The organism is Bradyrhizobium sp. AZCC 1577, assembly GCF_036924575.1.
Lineage (GTDB): Bacteria > Pseudomonadota > Alphaproteobacteria > Rhizobiales > Xanthobacteraceae > Bradyrhizobium.
This window is the reverse complement of the sequence record NZ_JAZHRQ010000001.1, coordinates 268,983-286,563: the sequence shown is the minus strand read 5'-3', so window position 1 is coordinate 286,563 and position 17,581 is coordinate 268,983. Positions and strand designations below refer to the sequence as shown.

The following is a 17,581-nucleotide window of genomic DNA, read 5'->3' as shown; positions in this document are numbered from 1 at the left end:
GAATTGACGACCGCTGGTGATTATGGGTCCCTGCTTTCGCAGGGACGACGGGTGATAGAAACGTAATGACGACGTCGAACATCAAATTCCGCACCGGATCCAAGGAAGCCCCGACCGAACCGTTCAAGCGCGCGGTGACCTCGTGCCTGCGCGCGATCGCGAAGGCGCCGGAACTTGAAGTGACGTTCGCGGCCGAGCGTCCCGGTCTTGCACCGGGCAAGGCGCGGTTGCCGGAACCGGCCCGCAAGATGACCAAGCGGGATGCTGCGATCGTGCGGGGCCACGCCGATTCGGTCGCGTTGAAGCTCGCCTGTCATGATCCCAAGGTGCATCGCAAGCTGATGCCGGGAAATCCGCAGGCGCGCGGCGTGTTCGAGGCGGTGGAGCAGGCCCGTGTCGAGGCCATCGGCTCGCGGCGAATGGCGGGTGTGGCGAAGAACCTTACCGCGATGCTCGACGATCACTTTCATCGTGGCAAATACGACGAGATCACCGACCGCGCCGATGCGCCGCTGTCCGATGCACTGGCGATGCTGGTGCGCGAACGGCTGACGGGCCTTGCGCCGCCGGCGGCTGCGAAAAAAATGGTCGATCTCTGGCGTCCGGCGCTGGAAGACAAGATCGGCACCCGGCTCGACAAGCTCAGCCGCGTCACCGAGGACCAGGCCAAGTTTGGCGATCTCGTGCACGACCTGTTGTCAGCGCTCGACCTCGGCGACGACCGCGATGCGGACGCCGATGACGACGAAAACGATGACGAGAATCCGGACGGCGAGAGCGATCAGTCCGGCGCCGAGGGCTCGCCCGATTCCGATGCCGCGCAGGAAATGAGCGCCGACCAGGCGCAGGCTTCCACCGACGAAATGTCGGAAAGCGCGATGGAGAGCGCGCAGGCTTCCACGTCAGATACGTTCGACGACGGCGAACTCGGCGACGACGAGACGCCGGGCGAAGCGACGCGGCCGAATATGCGTGGCGCCAACGAGCCGCGCGGCCCGGAATATCACGCCTTTGCCCCGAAATTCGACGAGGTCATCGCCGCCGAAGATCTCTGCGATCATGACGAACTGGAGCGGCTGCGCTCCTACCTCGACAAGCAGCTCGCGCATCTGCAGGGCATCGTGGCGCGGCTCGCCAACCGGCTGCAGCGCCGCTTGATGGCGCAGCAAAACCGCGCCTGGGAGTTCGATCTCGAGGAAGGCATTCTCGACCCCGCACGGCTGTCGCGCGTGGTCACCGATCCCTATCACCCGCTGTCCTTCATGCACGAGAAGGAAGCGACCTTCCGCGACACCGTGGTGACGCTGCTGCTCGATAATTCCGGTTCGATGCGCGGCCGGCCGATCACGGTGGCGGCCACTTGCGCCGACATTCTCGCGCGCACGCTGGAGCGTTGCGGCGTCAAGGTCGAGATTTTGGGTTTTACCACCCGCGCCTGGAAGGGCGGCCAGTCCCGCGAGGCTTGGCTCGCGGCCGGCAAGCCGGCCAATCCCGGCCGGCTCAACGATCTCCGCCACATCATCTACAAGTCCGCCGACGCGCCCTGGCGCCGTTCGCGCAAGAATCTGGGCCTGATGATGCGTGAGGGCCTGCTGAAGGAAAACATCGACGGCGAGGCGCTGGATTGGGCGCACAAGCGACTGCTCGGTCGCGCCGAGCAGCGCAAGATCCTGATGATGATTTCGGACGGCGCGCCGGTCGACGATTCCACGCTGTCGGTCAATCCCGGCAATTACCTCGAGCGGCATCTGCGCCACATCATCGAGGAGATCGAGACCCGTTCGCCGGTCGAACTGATCGCGATCGGCATCGGCCACGACGTCACGCGCTATTATCGCCGCGCGGTCACTATCGTCGATGCCGAGGAGCTCGGCGGCGCCATCACCGAAAAGCTCGCCGAGCTGTTCAGCGAAACCCACGGCGCCGCGCCTGCCACGAGCCACCACCGGCCGCGCCGCCTGCATTCGTGAGCGCATGCCCCCGCTCATAGGCCGCCGCCGCCTTTTGAAATATGCAGCGGCGGGGCTTTCCATGGCTGCCGTGCCCGGCGCTGCATTGGCGCAGACCGCCGTTCAGCGGCCGCCGAGGCAGACTGTTCCCGACGAGTTCTCGGTCAGTGCGCCGGTCTCGATTGAGGTCAATGCAAGGCCGCTGCAGTCGTTCGATACCCGCGACCGCTCGCGTGTGCGGTTCGGCGAACTCGAATTTCGCAGCGGGCTGATCCTGACGTCGCGGTTCCGCGGTTTCGGCGGCTTGTCCGGCCTGCGGCTGGATCCAAAGGGCGAGCGCTTCATCGCCATCAGCGACAAGGGGGGCTGGTTCACCGGCCGCATTGTCTACAAGGGCCGCGAGATGACCGGACTCGACGATGTCGAGGCCTCACCGGTGCTTGGCCACGACGGCAAGCCGATCACCTCGCGCGGCTGGTACGACACCGAGGCGCTCGCGCTTGACGGCTCGCTGGTCTATGTCGGCCTCGAGCGCGTCAATCAGATCCTGCGCTTCGACTTCGCCAAGGGATTTACGCGCGCGCAGGGCGAATTGATTCAGTTGCCGCTGGGCGTGCGCAAGCTGCCCTACAACAAGGGAATCGAGGCGCTTGTCGTGGTGCCGAAGGGCTTGCCGCTGGCGGGAACGCTGATCGCGATCTCCGAACGCGGGCTCGACGCGCAGGGCAACATCACGGCCTTCCTGATCGGCAGGACGCTGGGGCTGTTCAGCATCCGTCGCAGCGACAATTTCGATGTCAGCGACGCGGTGCTGCTGCCGTCCGGCGGGCTGCTGCTGCTCGAACGCAAATTCTCCTGGCTCGGCGGCGTCGGCATACGCATCCGCCGCATAGCACTTGCCTCTATCGCCCCCGGCGCGGTGATCGACGGCCCCGTGATCTTCGAGGCCGACCTCGGCAGCGAGATCGACAATCTGGAAGGCATCGACGCCCATGTCACGCCGGAGGGCGAAACGGTCCTGACGCTCGTCTCCGACGACAATTTCTCGATGATCCAGCGCAATCTGCTGCTGCAATTCGCGCTGGTGGAGTAGGGGTGGGTTGCAGCCGGCGCGGGTTGAGGCGACAGGGCCGGCTCGTTACACCATAAGGCTCGCTGTCCTCCAGTCCGGATAATGTCCCCATGAGCGCTTTGTTTACCCCGATCAAGCTGCGCGGCCTTAACCTCGCCAACCGCATCATGGTGGCGCCGATGTGCCAATATTCGGCCGTCGACGGCGAGGCCAATGACTGGCACTTCACCCATATCAATTCGCTGGCGCTGTCGGGGGCGAGCGTTTTCTGTATCGAGGCGACGGCGGTGGAGCCGACGGGCCGGATCACGCCGGGCTGCCTCGGCCTCTACAATGACGCCACCGAAGCCGCGCTGAGACCGATCCTGGCGTCCGTGCGCAAGCGTTCGAAGGCCGCCGTGATGATGCAGCTCGCGCATGCCGGCCGCAAGGCGTCGAGCCACACGCCGTGGGAGGGCGGGCAGTTGATCCCGGTGACTGAGGGCGGCTGGCGGGCGGAGGGGCCGTCGGCGATCCCGCACAAGGAGAGCGAGCCGCCGCCCGTTGCCTTCGATGCCGCGGGGCTTGCGCGCGTGCGCGATGCGTTCGTGGCGACCGCGAAGCGCGCCGAGCGCCTCGGCATCGACGCGATCGAGGTGCACTCGGCGCACGGCTATCTGCTGCACCAGTTCCTGTCGCCAATCGCCAACCGGCGCACCGATCAATATGGCGGCTCGTTGCAGAATCGCATGCGCTTTCCGCTCGAAGTATTCGACGCGATACGGGCGGCGTTCCCGCATGACAAGCCGGTGGGATTGCGCGTCTCCTGCACCGACTGGGTCGAGGGCGGCTGGGATCTGGCGCAGACCATCGAGTTCGCACAGGAGCTGAAAAAGCACGGCGTCGACTGGATCGACGCGTCCTCGGGTGGCGTGTCGCCGCTGCAAAAAATTCCGCTCGGCCCCGGCTACCAGGTGCCGTTCGCGCAAGCGATCCGCGAGGCGACCGGGCTGACCACGATTGCCGTCGGCCTGATCACGGAAGCCAAGCAGGCCGAGGAGATCGTGGCCTCCGGAAAGGCCGACATGGTCGCGCTCGCCCGCGCCATGCTCTACGACCCGCGCTGGGGCTGGCACGCCGCGGCCGAACTCGGCGGCGAGGTGTTCGCCCCGCCGCAATACTGGCGCTCGCAGCCTTCGACCCAGAAGGCGCTGTTCGGCGCCACGACATTCGGGACGCGGTAGCGCGCGCTCGCCGTCATCATGTTCCTCAACGCGGCGGCTTCGGCGCCGCGTCGACGGGACGGACCTGCCAGAAGCGCAGCAGGCGGCGGGCGCTCTCGACCGTCAGCTTGGCGTATTGCTCTCTCGCTTTCGCGAGCTCGTGCCGGCCCATCGAGCCGGCGGCGAAGCGGCTATCGAGCACGGCGGCCACCGTGTCCCAGTTCAGCCCGGCGACGCGGCAGGGGATCAGCACGCCGTCGTCGCGCAGGCTCTGCATCACCGGGCGGATCACCTCGACGCTCGAGCCCGATAGTTCGGCGAGCGCTGCGACCGTCTCGGCGTATTTCCGCTCTCTCGCAAAGGCCAAGAGCGCCGGCTCGTTCAGTTTGCCGTGTTTGGCGAGCGCGGCGACGAAGCGGCGGGCGGCGGTGAAATCGCGCGTGCGCGACATTTCGCGGCTGGCGCCGGTCGAGGCGGCGGCGATCGCGTTCCGGATCTCCTCGAACAGATGCGGCGGCGCGCGCGACAACAGCCGCGTGCGCACGGCTTCCGTTGCGTTCTGCAGCAGTTGCCGGCGCTGTTCGGCCGGCAGGTCGATGCGGATGCCGGTCTCGACCGCCAGATCTGGATCGCTCTCCGCCTGCTTCAGCACGATCGCAAAACCGCTCGCCGACATTCGCGCGCCTGGATTGGTGACGAGGCGCCGGCTGACGGAAGGATAATGCCGCTTCAACAGCGCGTCGGTGACGATCTCGGTCAGCCACCAGCGCCCGGAGATCGCCAGCAGATGCTGTTCGCCCTTGGTCTGCGCCAATTCCACCAGATCCTCGGCCGTCAGCCGCGCCGATTCGGTCAGCACCGGACGCGCGATCGTAATCTCGTCATTGTGCGCGAGCCGTCGGACCACGCGAGGCGGCGCCTGCTTCGCGGACGCGAGCTGCGTGCTCAATTCGGCGAGCGCAATGCGCGCGGCGACGTCGGCCAGCGCCCGCAGCTCGATGGTGCGGATCAGCCGTTCCAGCACGTCGCCGAACAGCTCGATCTGCTCGCCGGAGTAGCCGTCGGCGGACAGCAGAAACAGGTCGGTGACCTGCCTCAACGCATCCAGATGCTTTTCCGCCGAGCCGGCCTGGATGGCCGCCTCGACCTCCTCGGTGATCGATCGTTCCAACATCGCTCGTCCTGAGCGTTCAAGCCGGTTCTGGCGCCAGATAGGTGAGATTAGGGAGCAGAGTTGAACGATTCGTAAACCATTTGGGTTCCGCGGCGGCAGCAATGCGGCCGTAAGGTTGCGGCGGTGCTAGGCCAGTGGCCGAGTGATGCGCGCGGGATGGGTGGACTATCGGTTCGATCATCGCTGCCCGCCCCACAAAAGGTGCGTCCCCTCTCCCCTTGCGGGAGAGGGTTAGGGAGAGGGGTGGCGGCATCGGCGGTGCGTGTTGTGACTAGAATCGCACTGGCAAGACTGTCGGCAATCTGGCCTGTCTGTGCTCGTGGAGAGAACCCCTCTCCCCAGCCCACGAGCGAGCTTCGCTCGTCTCGGACCCCGCAAGGGGGGAGGGAGCTCACCGCCCGTGTGGTGACGGTGTGCGCATGATCCGCGGTCTACGCTTCCGCCGCGACGTCCTCCGCGCTCGCATGCGCCGGCGGTATCGGCATCGGGAATTTCTCGTACTGCTTCGGCAGGTTCACCGGCCGATAGCTCGGCAGCGCGTCTATGCGCTGCAGCGCCGACTCGTGGATCACAGCGCCGTCCGGGATCAGCCGCGGCTCGGCGTCGGGGATGTAGTAGCCGAAATGGCTCTCGCGTGCCGGCCATTCCTTGTATGTCGCGCGCTTCGGCAGGTATTCGAGCAGCCACCACGCCCCGCGCAGCGACTCGTGCGCTTCGCCGCGCACGTCAGGCGCGACATAGGAGAACGGGCTGCCCTTGCGCTGGATGCCCCAGGCGAGCTGGTTGACGGTGGCCTGGTTCACCTTCAGCCCGCATTTGACCGCCTCGTCGATCATCCAGAGCAGCGGATATTTTGAAAGCCCGCTTTGCTTTTCCCGATAGCCGCCGCCGATATCGGCATGGACGCCCGAGAACCACACCTGCAAAATATCCTGCGCGGTGGCGTGGACGTCGTTGAAGCGGACGGGTTTATAGGTTTGCGGATCGTCCCACTTTTTCAGGCGGAACATGCGGCGCCTCTCGTCGATCGAGATCGCCTGCCGGAACGTCTGCACGCTCGGGTTCGCAGTGGTGAACGCCAGCTCCTCCAGGCTCGGCCAATAGAAGCGATCGGCCCGCGGCACGATCACGCTCGCGACCGCATCCCAGACGCCGACGAAGCGGATCACAGGCCAGCGGGTCGAGGTGATGCGCGCGAATTGGGCTGCATTGTCGAACGCGGTCTGCGGCAGCGGCCCTTGCGCGTCGCCGGCATCGCTGAGCAGCTTCATCTCGCGGCGCAGCTTCGGCGCTTCATCCGAGGAGAACTGCTTGTAGGCGATCAGCCCCGAACCTGCGAGATTGACCTGCTCGGGCGAGATCAATCCAATCTTGTGCACCAGCCCCGCCAGCACCCGCACGGTGTAGGCGCCGCGGGAAAAGCCGAACAGATTGATCTGATCGCCTTCGCGATAATGCTGGACCAGGAAGCCATAGGCCGCGAGCACGTTGTCATCGAGCCCATAGCCGGTGGCGAGCCCCAGGATGGCGTTGAAATCCTGCTTCAGCTTGTGCCACGGGTCCGGCCGCTCCAGCGTGCCGACGCCGGGATCGTAAAACACCATCTGCCGCGGCTCGGTCTTCTCCGTCTTGCGCAGGCAGCGATAGAGCTTGAGCACATTGGAGATGTTCTCGGAAATCTCGTTGCCGGTGCCGTCGCAGCAGATGATGATGTTGCGCATGGTGGACTCGCGGGGGTAGGGTAGTGCTACCTTGGCGAGTATAGCGGGTTTTTGAGAGCTGACCAATTCCGAGGGGAGACGGCGAACGCGCCAAGAAGCCTCGCGAATTAGAAGAAGAAAGAGCTTGGCTGCTGGCGAATGATACCCACCGAGTCCTGTCACCGGGAAGGTCGAATTTGTGATGCCCATTGACTATCTGTCAGATTTTCCGATCCCAGTGGCTATTTTGCCCGAACGACTCCGGGCTCTTCTTGAGCCTGTAGGCAATTCATCTCGTCAGATGGTTGAAGTTACGTCGCGTTATGACTTCGACTCGCACGGCCCCCAGCGCGAGTACGTTCATATGGTTATGGCCGTCGTTCCAGATGATGGACCGGAGGTAACGCCCTTGCTCGACGAGTGCGCAGATGGCGTCGTCTCATTCTCCAAGCCGATGGACGATAGAAAAGGGAATGCTAGAGAGACCTCGCCATCCATCTCAGGGTTCGATTATGTAATCGCATCGTGGGGAGATGGGTCTTTTTACACCTACAACCTCGCTGAGAAAGTGTGGATGGTGTTGGGACTCTCACCTCGCTGTGTTGGAAATGATAATCAGCGAGTGATCTATGACGATCTATCATTGCCAGAATTTGGAGTCGCAGAAGGTGAAGTTTCGAACGAGTTCTACTGGACGGCCTCGCGCGACGTCAGTTGGAAAATATCAAACGAATATCTACGCAAGTATCTATGGTTACGCAGCGCTTATGGAGTTCGGGTCTTCCATTATCAAGCGCTACGACCCGACGGCGCCGAACTTCGCGTTCTGATGAATGGAAGAGCGCACGTTCAGATCAAGCCAGAAGGCGGTTGGTATGAACTTGACCTGCGCGAGTTCAAAGGCGGCCTTTTAATTCAGGTCTGGGGGACCGTAAAAGCCATTGCACCGGAGCTCTGTCCAGAGTTGAGTGCCGATGGTATTGACTGGCCCGATGTGACCGGTCCAATGACCCATGCCCGTGCCGACGCGCTTATCAGCCTCACGAAAGTTCTTCTCGACGACAAATTTCTACAACGCTATGAACAGAGCAGCTTCTACGACACTACGCCTGTCAACTTTGATGGAAGGTGGGAGTGCAGCCCATCCTACAGAGGGCAATGGAGCTTCACAGAATGCATCCGAGTGGGTCGAAACTTAATTAGCGTTCCCATGCGAGAGCTCTATAAGGCGAAGCCTGATCGCGAAATTCTTCATGCCCGGGCTTTCGCCCTCTCCGCGCACGATGTCGCGCACTTCGACTTGCAGGAAGAACATATCGTCTCGAAGACAAACCGCTTTTTAAATCAGCTACTCGATCTAGGTGACCATCTCTCCGCATTGGCAAAAACTGTAGGGATTCAAAAGGCCGCATCAGAACTCATTGGCTTTTCCCGAGCAGAAATTACCGCGAATGGTTGGACTTCATATCCACGGCTCTGTCGGCTAGCGCAAGTCGCCCCACTCGACATGAGTCAGCAAGAGTTTCTGTCGCGGTGCAAAAGTCTACACGAAATCTGGCAACGAATACCCGATGGATTTCTAAAATCTCTGCTTGAGAAGGCCGGCTGTCGCCGCGAGTCGATCAAGCAACTAGGGAGTCTGAAGCTCCTTCAGGCTCTGCTGAATATCGCCACAAAGCTGAACCTTAATGAGGAATCCAGTGACGCTTTCCAGAACAATGCCGAACCGGACGGGTGGTCGACCAGAAACGAGGCGATGGCGGCCCTATTTCTGAACAATGACCTTAGGATCGCCGATGCTCACGAAGTTGAGCAATGTCTGGAAACGCTTCAGAATCTTGGCTTTGACACCGCAAATGTCAACAGGGGGTACGGACACGCCCTGGACTTCGTGATGGACGGCGTCATCGATTCGCTTGCTGCACTGAATGCAGAGATTGCAGCACTCTTGGCACGAGCGTAAGCCGACCTAAACGCAGCTCAGGCAAGAACTTGGTTCAATCATCGGCCGCGTATCCTGTGTTGTGGCTTTCTTGGTGCCGATTAAGTGCGTCCAAGTAGTGGCGAGCTCGGCACCGGCTTGGGCAACGAGCTTTCTTTCGACGAAGAAATAGACGCCTGGTCAATGCGGCCCCTTTAGCGCGGTGACAATGCGGTCAAACGCATCGTCGCACCTGGCACACAGGGCGCGGAAATGCGCGGGTAGCGATCCGTGCTCTCTCAAAGCCTGCGCTTCGAGCTTTACTCTTTCTCCGGTGTGATGGCTTGGAACTTTGCTTCTTAGGTGATGAAGCTCTCTGAGCGGTTCTAAGGTTTGATCCGCTGTAAGACTATCTTTGGTACGAAGGATTTCCTGAATGAGCTTCAGGCTCTGCCATGAAGTTTCAAACTTTACGCTGCAAGTATCAGCTAGCTTGCGAAGCTCAGTCGCCACAAAACCCTCTACGACCATTTGGTCTAAGGCCAACAATTCGTCGGCCCATTCTTTGGATGATGTTGTTATCGGATAATGTACTCTGTCACGCACCTGAGATCCGCGCGGTCGCCACCAAGAAGGAGGGGCACGGTCCAGTTCTGATACAGCATTGCGCAACGATTGAAGAGGGTCGCTCTCCGACGAGTACTCGCCCTTGAAGTCAGTATCAATGGCGCGCTTCGAGATGCCAGCTTTGGGCCACTCATTGTGAAGCTTCCAGTATTGCTGCTCCTTAAAGGGGAGGTTTTGCAGGTAGCCGATGTAGGTGTGGACTTGCCCAGCCTCGTTGACATCAAAGGTCTTCAGGTGCCAGGAATTACGGCAGGTGATGGAGCGGTCTCTTAGATCGTATTTGTCCGGGTCGGCTTTATATTTTGTCAAGACGTCCGGGCTAAAGAACGCAGGCGATATCTCAAACGGTTTGTCGGATTTCGTGAAGTAGTTGCTTAGTGCGGACGGTGCGCAGGACCACTCGACTAGCTTTTTGTTTTTCCAGTCATGAATTTTAAAAGTCTCGTACTGGCGAGCATCCGGGTCTTCTTCACGTTTCCAATTTTGGATAAGTTCCTTAACGGTAACGCGCGGCCGAAGAATTTGCCCGCCATGAATGTAGCTCGCGTTTCCACCTGACAGTCCCGCATTGTAGAAGAGGTCTGGTGCATCAAAGTGCCGTTCGGCGCTTTCCCAATGCGTGAACGATCCGGGGACGAATCTAGTGACATCGAACTTCCGATAAAGTCCGAAGCCGCCTACCGCCATGAATTCCGCAAGTTGCTGAGCCTTGATTAAAATGAGCGTTCGTCTGCGGTCAAAGTCGCCGGAGCCGGCGTCGTGAAATATGCGAATGACCTCTTCGAAATCTCCATCCGAATCGAGACGGCAATATGCGTTGCGTTCAGCGACGAAATGCAGCCCGAGCGAATGTACCAGCTTCTGACTTATCTCTATGGGCGGATCGTAATTGGACATTCCTTCAAAGTGTCGTCGAAACACTATCGGCTCTGCTCGATGGAGCGGATGCCCGCGAGGAAAATCGAGAGGAGCCTCGAGGTACATCCTATGCCCGCGACCTCCACCCCAAGCTTTCTGAATGCACCAAGCTTCGTCAACGTAAAAGCTGCTATTGTACAACTTGTCTTTGTCCGGAGTGACCAAGTTTCGCGCCATTCCGAAGACCGAAATAATCAGCAAGCTCTGAAAGCTTGCGTAGAGGATCACGTGGTCATGCTCCTCTTGTGTTAGTAGGTGCACGCCGTCTCGTTCCGCGTTGACCAGCCACTCAGTCGGTGAACCTCCAGCAGGGATCACGTTGGCAGCGCTTAGGCGCTCAAAGAATTGGCGTTCTCGCATTGGTGTCCTCGATCCAACGAGTCATCCCGATCAACCCTGATTTTTAGGAGCCTCTTGCTTCTACGCAAGCCATGCGAGAGCCCCTACCTCTCAGGACAGGAGATGTGGATGGCCGGATCGAGCCCGGCCATGGCGGGGAGGCAGTAGGGCGCCCTCCCAAACAAAAACGGCCGGGTCATCCGACCCGGCCGCTCCAAACTTCGATCCGCCGATTTAAGCTTCGCTCAGCTCGCCTTCTTCACGAACGCGGGCTTGCCGACCTTCTTCTCGATCGCGCGCTTCAGTTCGAGGGCGCGGGGGGAGAGGACGTCGGCCTTGGCCTTCAGGAGATAGGCATCGAGGCCGCCATTGTGGTCGACGCTCTTGAGCGCATTGGTCGAGACGCGCAGGCGCACGTTGCGGCCGAGCGCGTCCGAGATGAAGGTGACGTTGGCCAGGTTCGGCAGGAAGCGCCGCTTGGTCTTGATGTTGGAGTGGCTCACCTTGTGGCCCACCTGGGGGCCCTTGGCCGTCAGTTCGCAGCGCCGGGACATTTCGAAAAATCCTCTTCCGTCCCCGCCATAGCCGAGCCGCTTCTCGCAGGCGCCCGCGGGGGTCCAAAATCGCGTCCATTTCCAGGAACCGCGGACGTATAGGGGGAGACGGCCACGGGGTCAAGGTTCTTGGGTTGGTAAAGTCAGCTGTAACGGCTGGTTTACCAGGGGTTCCAGCCACTTAAGGGATCATATAAAGGGCGTAATCCGCGCCGACACCATGGCTTTCGAAAAGAACCGGCCCCAAGCCCCCGCAAGCGGTGGGAGGCCAGGGAGAGGTCGGGTAGAGGCGTGGTTTTCGCGATAACCCGCGTTGTTTGCCGGATATTTTTGCCTAAATGAACATCAGCTCGCGCCGATCCCGGGATTATTCATTCGTGACTGCCAGATGCGCCGTTTCGCGCCAATCTCTTTCCGCCAGGCTCGGCCTCGTCGTCGGCCTGTGTGCCGCCGCGTGGGGCTTACTCGCGCCGCAACAGGCCTCCGCGCAGGGGCGGCTCGATGCCCATTATGAGGCGACGCTGGCGGGTATCCCCGTCGGCAAGGGAAGCTGGATCATCGAAATCGGCGACGATGTGTTTTCGGCCTCCGCGCAGGGCGGCACCGCCGGGCTGTTGAAGGCGTTTTCCGGCGGCACCGGCTCCGGCGCCAGCCAGGGCCGCATCGTGAACGGCGCGCTGGTCGCGAACGCCTATACCGCGACCACCACCACGCAGAAGAAATCCGAGACTATCCGGATTTCGCTGGCCAATGGCGGCGTGAAGGAATTTTCGATCGACCCGGCGCCGCCGGTCGATCCCGGCCGGATTCCCGTCACCGACGCGCACCGCAAAAGCGTGCTCGATCCCATGACGGGCTCACTGCTGCGCGTGCCCGGCAATGGCGAAGTGCTGGCGCCGGATTCCTGCCGCACCGGAGCCGGGATTTTCGACGGACGCATGCGCTACGATCTCAAGCTCGATTACAAGCGCATGGAAACGGTCAAAGCCGAAAAGGGCTATCACGGGCCGGCGCTGGTCTGCGCGATCTATTTCAACCCCGTCGCGGGCTACATCCCCGATCGCCCCGTGATCAAATATCTCGCGAACGAACGGCGGATCGAGATCACCTTCGTGCCGATTGCGGGGACGCGCGTGTTGGTTCCGTTCCGAATGACGATCCCGACGCCGTTTGGCCTGGCGATGCTGGAAGCGACGTCGTTCGTGACATCAGCCATGCCGCCACGGGTGGCGAAGACGAATTGAGGCTTTACCGTCGTCCCTGCGAAACGCAGGGACCCATACGCCGCGGCCGTGTTAATTGAGGGACTCGGAGTTGCAGCCGGCGCGAACATGAGCGCTTGTGGTTATGGGTCTCTGCGTTCGCAGGACGACGGGAGAGCTGAATCCGCCTTGACTCTTCCCCGCTTCTGATTCGACTCCGTCGCCCTGATCTTTTTAAGAAATTAGTCCCGAAACCGTCGCTTGTGGAGCCGTCGTAAACTTGATCTAGTGCCACCGGGTGCGCTTCAACGCGAGATGTTGCGGTGAACGTATCGGGTCTCGGGAGGAGTCAGCGATTCGGACGCGATTCGTTCCAGACTCGTTCCAGAGCTTAAGCCGCGACCGCATCACCGTCGCAAAGTGAAACAGAATCGGCGCAGTTGGTTGCAAACGAAAGAGAAACTCCGCGTTTTTCCGTCATTGCGAGGAGCGAAGCGACGAAGCAATCCATACCTCCACACGTGTGGCGCTATGGATTGCTTCGCGGAGCCTGTCATCCGGCGGCGCTTTGCGCCGACCGGGTGGCTCGCAATGACGGGTTGGGCGCTCGCACCTAAATAAGAAAACACCTGCACAGAATGGCTTTCTCTCCTTCCACGTTCGCATCCGATCGCGCGCCCGGCGCGGGCGTTACCGCCGTGCTTGGGCCGACCAATACCGGCAAGACGCATCTGGCCATCGAGCGGATGCTGGGGCACTCGTCCGGCGTGATCGGGCTGCCGCTGCGGCTTCTGGCGCGCGAGGTCTACAACAAGATCGCCGATCGCGCCGGGACTGAGGCGGTTGCGCTCGTCACGGGTGAAGAGAAGATCAAGCCGAAGAACCCGCGCTACTGGGTTTCCACCGTCGAGGCGATGCCCAGGGATCTCGACGTCTCGTTTCTCGCCGTCGACGAAATCCAGATCGCGGCCGATCTCGAGCGCGGGCATGTCTTCACTGACCGCATCCTGCACCGTCGCGGCCGCGACGAGACGCTGCTGTTAGGGGCCGCCACCATGCGGCCGATCATCGAGCGGCTGCTGCCGGGCGCTTCCATCGTCACGCGTCCGAGGCTGTCGCAGCTCGAATTCGCCGGCGACCGCAAGATCACGCGCCAGCCGCGCCGCACCGCGATCGTCGCGTTCTCGGCCGATGAAGTCTACGCGATCGCCGAATTGGTCCGCCGCCAGCATGGCGGCGCGGCCGTCGTGCTCGGCTCGCTCTCGCCACGTACACGAAACGCGCAAGTCGCGATGTTCCAGAACGGTGACGTCGATTATCTCGTCGCCACCGACGCCGTCGGCATGGGCCTGAATCTCGACGTCGACCACGTCGCGTTCGCCTCCGATCGCAAGTATGACGGCTATCAGTTCCGCAGGCTCAATCCGGCCGAGTTCGCGCAGATCGCCGGCCGCGCCGGCCGCGCGACGCGAAACGGCACCTTCGGCACCACGGGGCGCTGTGCACCGTTCGAGCCGGAACTGGTGAACGCGCTGCAGAACCACACCTTCGACAGCGTCAAAATGCTGCAGTGGCGGAATTCGAGGCTGGATTTCTCCTCGCTCGGCGCGCTGCAGGTGTCGCTGGCGCTGCCGCCCGGGCATGACGCGCTGACCCGCGCGCCGATTACAGAAGATCTGCGCGTGCTCGATCATGCGGCGCGCGATGGCGAGGTGAGGGACATGGCCCACGGTGCGGCGGCCGTGGAACGGCTGTGGGACGCCTGCCAGATCCCGGATTACCGCAAGATCGCGCCCGCTGCCCACGCCGAGCTCGTGACCACGCTTTATGCATTCCTGATGAAGAAAGGTCGGATACCCGACGCATGGTTTGCCGCCCAGGTCGACCAGGCCGACCGCGTTACCGGCGATATCGACACGCTGTCGGGCCGGATCGCGCAGATCCGCACCTGGACCTTCGTCGCCAACCGGCCGGACTGGCTGTCCGACCCCGACCACTGGCAGGGGATCACCCGTGAGGTGGAAAATAAATTATCCGATGCGCTGCATGAACGCCTTACGGAGCGTTTCGTTGACCGGCGGACCAGTGTATTGATGCGCCGCCTGCGGGAGAACTCAGTTTTGAATACGGAAATTGGCAAGACCGGCGAAGTGATTGTGGAAGGCCACGCGATCGGCCGGCTCGATGGATTCACCTTTGCACCCGATGCGGCGGAAGCCGGCTCGGACGCGAAAGCGTTGCAGGCGGCCGCCCAGCAGGTGCTGGCGAGCGAGATCAACGCGCGCGCGGAAAAGCTCTCAGCCGCGCCCGACGACCAGTTCGTGCTGACTTCCGACGGCACCATCCGCTGGACCGGCGATGCGGTCGCAAAACTCGTCGCGGCTGACGATGCGCTGCATCCGCGTATCCGCATCATTTCCGATGAGCGGCTCTCCGGCGCGCCGCGCGAGGCCGTGCAAGCGCGGCTCGATCTGTGGCTGAAGACGCATATCGAAAAGCTGTTGGGGCCGCTGTTCGGGCTGTCGAAGGCCGAGGACATCACGGGTATTGCGCGCGGCATCGCATTCCAGCTCGTCGAAGCGCTCGGTGTGCTGGAGCGGAGCAAGATCGCGAGCGAGATGAAGGATCTCGACCAGGCTTCGCGCGCGACGTTGCGAAAGTACGGCGTGCGGTTCGGCGCCTATCACATCTATTTCCCGGGGCTTCTGAAGCCCGCGGCGCGCGCGCTGGCCTCGCTGTTGTGGGCCGAGAAGCAGGACAATGTCGATATGTCCGCGCTGTCGGGCGCGCAGCATCTGGCGAGCTCGGGGCGCACCTCGTTCCCGGTCGACAAGGCGTTACCGCGCGATGCCTATCGCGTGCTCGGCTACCGCCAGTGCGGCGAGCGTGCAGTGCGCGTCGACATCCTGGAGCGTCTCGCCGATCTCATTCGTCCTGCTTTGGCGTGGCGCGAGACGTCGCCGGGCGAAAAGCCCGCCGGCGCGTTCGACGGCCGCGGCTTTGTGGTGACGCAGGCGATGACCTCGCTGACGGGATCCGCAGGAGAGGATTTCGCCTCGATCCTGCGCGCGCTCGGCTACCGCATGGACCGCCGCCCGCAGCTCGCCCCGAAGCCCGCGCCCGAGGTCGTCGTCGAGACGGTCTCCGCCGAAACGCCGCCGGTCGAGGCGAGCGCTGAGACGACTGCTGATGCGCCGGCGGAAGAAGTCGCGGCCGAAGTGCCTGTCAGCGACGCGCCCGCGCCGTCGTCGGCCTCGCTGCTGCCGGATGTGACCCCGGTGGCCGCCGAACAACCCGCTGCTGCGGCGGAAGCTGCGCCCGCCGAGACCACACCGGCGGAAGCCGCGATCGCGGATGCGCCTCCGGAACAGGAGACGCCGGAAGCGGTCAGCGCTGCAGAAGCGGCGGCCGAACCCGAAACCGCGAGCGAAGCGCCTGCCGAAGCCGAAGCGCCTGCAGAAGCAGCGCCCGTCGAAGCTCCGGCAGCCGAAGCCAAGTCCGAGACACCGGCAGAGCCTGCACTCGTCGAAGTCTGGAGGCCCGGCGGCCGTTCCGACGAGCGCCGTCCGCATCACGACCGCAGCCGCCAGCGCCATCGCGCGGGCGAAGGTGCGCAGGCCGCTGCCGGAGAAGGCGAGGGCGCGCAGCGCGAGCAGCGCCATCGCCGTGGTCGTCGCCACGAGTTCAGAAAGCCGCGCGAGGGCGCACCGGCCGATGCTACGGCAGCGCCGCCCGCAGAAGGCGCGCCCGCGGCAGAAGCGCGTCCGGACCGTCCGCCGCGCGAGCGTTTTGAGGGCAAGGGCCGCGACCGCGAGGAGCGCCGCGACAAATTCGATCGCAACAAGGGCGAGCGCAAGGGTGGCCGCGACAAGGGCGAGCGCGGCGGCCGTGATTTCGGCGGACGCGACAAGGGCGGTCGCGACAAGCGCGACTCTGGCCCCTCGCACCGTCAATGGGCGACGAGCGCGAGCCCACGCGACCGCGACCGGCCGATCGACCCGAATTCACCGTTCGCAAAATTGGCGGCGCTGAAGGAACAGCTTGCCGGCCGTAAGGAATAGTCGAGCAAATATTTGGAGCGGCAGCGTCTCGACAAATGGCTGTGGCACGCGCGGGTGGTGAAGGCCCGCACCTCGGCTGCCGCCCTCGTCGAGGCCGGTCACGTCCGCATCAACGGCGTGCGTGAAATGGCGCCGGGACATTCGGTGAAGGTCGGCGACGTCTTGACGATCGGGCTCGACCGCACCGTGCGCATCCTGAAAGTGGTAGGATTTTCCGAGCGGCGCGGTGATGCTGCGGCGGCGCGCGTGCTCTACGATGATTTGCAGAACGACAAACAATAACTATCTGGAAAGGGCACGCAGGGACGCCTGAAAAACGGCCGCTAGAGGCCCGCTGCTTCCCTTGCGGCAGCGCACCGCATGCGCTACGCAAACCCCGGAAAACTGATCCGTTTCGGAGCGTTGGATGACTTACGTCGTCACTGAAGCCTGCATCAAGTGCAAATATACCGACTGCGTTGAGGTTTGCCCCGTCGACTGCTTCTACGAGGGCGAGAACATGCTGGTCATCCATCCCGACGAATGCATCGACTGTGGCGTCTGCGAACCCGAATGTCCGGCGGATGCCATCAAGCCCGACACCGAGCCGGGCCTCGAGAAGTGGCTCGAGGTCAACACCGAGTACGCCAAGAGCTGGCCCAACATCACCCAGAAGAAGGACGCCCCGACGGACGCGAAAGAATTCGAAGGTGTCGAGGGCAAGTTCGAGAAATATTTTTCCAAGGAACCCGGTAGCGGCGATTAAGCCTGTGGATAAGTTGCGGGTTCGTCGAGCCTGATTTTAGCCCCAATCTGAACCGAACGCGGTGAGCGGATTTAACCCTGTTAGCGGTCTTATGACGGAAACCGCCCCGTAAGGGCC

Annotated in this window: 12 protein-coding genes; 8 read left to right on the top strand and 4 right to left on the bottom strand. The window is 62.5% G+C overall.

Annotation, left to right across the window (positions count from 1 at the left end; all coding sequences use genetic code 11):
• The first annotated feature begins 65 nt into the window (after positions 1–65).
• The 3 genes from cobT to V1278_RS01295 all read left to right on the top strand — a co-directional run bounded on the left by cobT (position 66) and on the right by V1278_RS01295 (position 4,244).
• On the top strand, positions 66–1,970 hold the full coding sequence (cobT, locus tag V1278_RS01305; protein ID WP_334366117.1) for a cobaltochelatase subunit CobT: 1,905 nt from the start codon (positions 66–68) through the stop codon (positions 1,968–1,970).
• A gap of 4 nt (positions 1,971–1,974) precedes the next feature.
• Positions 1,975–3,042, top strand: coding sequence for an esterase-like activity of phytase family protein (locus V1278_RS01300; protein WP_442893696.1), 1,068 nt, complete (start codon positions 1,975–1,977; stop codon positions 3,040–3,042).
• Positions 3,043–3,131: 89 nt separating this feature from the next.
• The gene (locus tag V1278_RS01295) at positions 3,132–4,244 is read left to right on the top strand and encodes an NADH:flavin oxidoreductase/NADH oxidase (protein WP_334366119.1); all 1,113 of its coding nucleotides are present in this window, start codon (positions 3,132–3,134) and stop codon (positions 4,242–4,244) included.
• A gap of 25 nt (positions 4,245–4,269) precedes the next feature.
• Here the strand turns inward: V1278_RS01295 and V1278_RS01290 are convergent, their stop codons facing one another.
• Positions 4,270–5,397, bottom strand: a complete 1,128-nt coding sequence (locus V1278_RS01290) for a DUF2336 domain-containing protein (protein WP_334366120.1) — start codon at positions 5,395–5,397, stop codon at positions 4,270–4,272.
• Positions 5,398–5,828: 431 nt separating this feature from the next.
• Positions 5,829–7,118 carry a T6SS phospholipase effector Tle1-like catalytic domain-containing protein gene (locus V1278_RS01285; RefSeq protein WP_334379451.1) on the bottom strand — a complete coding sequence of 430 codons (1,290 nt, stop codon included), beginning with the start codon at positions 7,116–7,118 and terminating at the stop codon, positions 5,829–5,831.
• 181 nt (positions 7,119–7,299) lie between these two features.
• Here V1278_RS01285 and V1278_RS01280 point away from each other — a divergent pair, with 181 nt between their 5' ends.
• Entirely contained in the window at positions 7,300–9,060 is a 1,761-nt protein-coding gene (locus V1278_RS01280) for a hypothetical protein (protein WP_334379450.1), read from the top strand.
• Between the two features lie 159 nt (positions 9,061–9,219).
• On the opposite strand, the gene V1278_RS01275 is transcribed toward V1278_RS01280, so the two are convergent.
• Positions 9,220–10,923 (bottom strand): hypothetical protein, encoded by a 1,704-nt coding sequence (locus V1278_RS01275; RefSeq protein ID WP_334379449.1) that lies wholly within the window; start codon positions 10,921–10,923, stop codon positions 9,220–9,222.
• A 224-nt stretch (positions 10,924–11,147) separates the two neighbouring features.
• The gene (rpmB, locus tag V1278_RS01270; RefSeq protein WP_171579080.1) at positions 11,148–11,456 is read right to left on the bottom strand and encodes a 50S ribosomal protein L28; all 309 of its coding nucleotides are present in this window, start codon (positions 11,454–11,456) and stop codon (positions 11,148–11,150) included.
• A gap of 338 nt (positions 11,457–11,794) precedes the next feature.
• Here rpmB and V1278_RS01265 point away from each other — a divergent pair, with 338 nt between their 5' ends.
• The 4 genes from V1278_RS01265 to fdxA all read left to right on the top strand — a co-directional run bounded on the left by V1278_RS01265 (position 11,795) and on the right by fdxA (position 17,464).
• Positions 11,795–12,700 carry a DUF3108 domain-containing protein gene (locus V1278_RS01265; RefSeq protein WP_442893697.1) on the top strand — a complete coding sequence of 302 codons (906 nt, stop codon included), beginning with the start codon at positions 11,795–11,797 and terminating at the stop codon, positions 12,698–12,700.
• Between the two features lie 596 nt (positions 12,701–13,296).
• Positions 13,297–16,719: a helicase-related protein gene (locus V1278_RS01260; protein ID WP_334379447.1), complete on the top strand. Its 3,423-nt coding sequence runs from the start codon at positions 13,297–13,299 to the stop codon at positions 16,717–16,719.
• A 12-nt stretch (positions 16,720–16,731) separates the two neighbouring features.
• Positions 16,732–17,001 (top strand): RNA-binding S4 domain-containing protein, encoded by a 270-nt coding sequence (locus tag V1278_RS01255; RefSeq protein ID WP_057842041.1) that lies wholly within the window; start codon positions 16,732–16,734, stop codon positions 16,999–17,001.
• Between the two features lie 124 nt (positions 17,002–17,125).
• Entirely contained in the window at positions 17,126–17,464 is a 339-nt protein-coding gene (fdxA, locus tag V1278_RS01250) for a ferredoxin FdxA (protein WP_334366126.1), read from the top strand.
• Positions 17,465–17,581 lie beyond the last annotated feature (117 nt).

Bases quoted from the DNA above. Each gene is read 5' to 3' on its own strand.
- cobT (WP_334366117.1), top strand. From the start codon at position 66: ATGACGACGTCGAACATCAAATTCCGCACCGGATCCAAGGAAGCCCCG.
- V1278_RS01295 (WP_334366119.1), top strand. From the start codon at position 3,132: ATGAGCGCTTTGTTTACCCCGATCAAGCTGCGCGGCCTTAACCTCGCC.
- V1278_RS01300 (WP_442893696.1), top strand. From the start codon at position 1,975: ATGCCCCCGCTCATAGGCCGCCGCCGCCTTTTGAAATATGCAGCGGCG.
- V1278_RS01265 (WP_442893697.1), top strand. From the start codon at position 11,795: ATGAACATCAGCTCGCGCCGATCCCGGGATTATTCATTCGTGACTGCC.
- rpmB (WP_171579080.1), bottom strand. From the start codon at position 11,456: ATGTCCCGGCGCTGCGAACTGACGGCCAAGGGCCCCCAGGTGGGCCAC.
- V1278_RS01275 (WP_334379449.1), bottom strand. From the start codon at position 10,923: ATGCGAGAACGCCAATTCTTTGAGCGCCTAAGCGCTGCCAACGTGATC.
- V1278_RS01280 (WP_334379450.1), top strand. From the start codon at position 7,300: ATGCCCATTGACTATCTGTCAGATTTTCCGATCCCAGTGGCTATTTTG.
- V1278_RS01290 (WP_334366120.1), bottom strand. From the start codon at position 5,397: ATGTTGGAACGATCGATCACCGAGGAGGTCGAGGCGGCCATCCAGGCC.
- V1278_RS01285 (WP_334379451.1), bottom strand. From the start codon at position 7,118: ATGCGCAACATCATCATCTGCTGCGACGGCACCGGCAACGAGATTTCC.
- V1278_RS01260 (WP_334379447.1), top strand. From the start codon at position 13,297: ATGGCTTTCTCTCCTTCCACGTTCGCATCCGATCGCGCGCCCGGCGCG.
- fdxA (WP_334366126.1), top strand. From the start codon at position 17,126: ATGACTTACGTCGTCACTGAAGCCTGCATCAAGTGCAAATATACCGAC.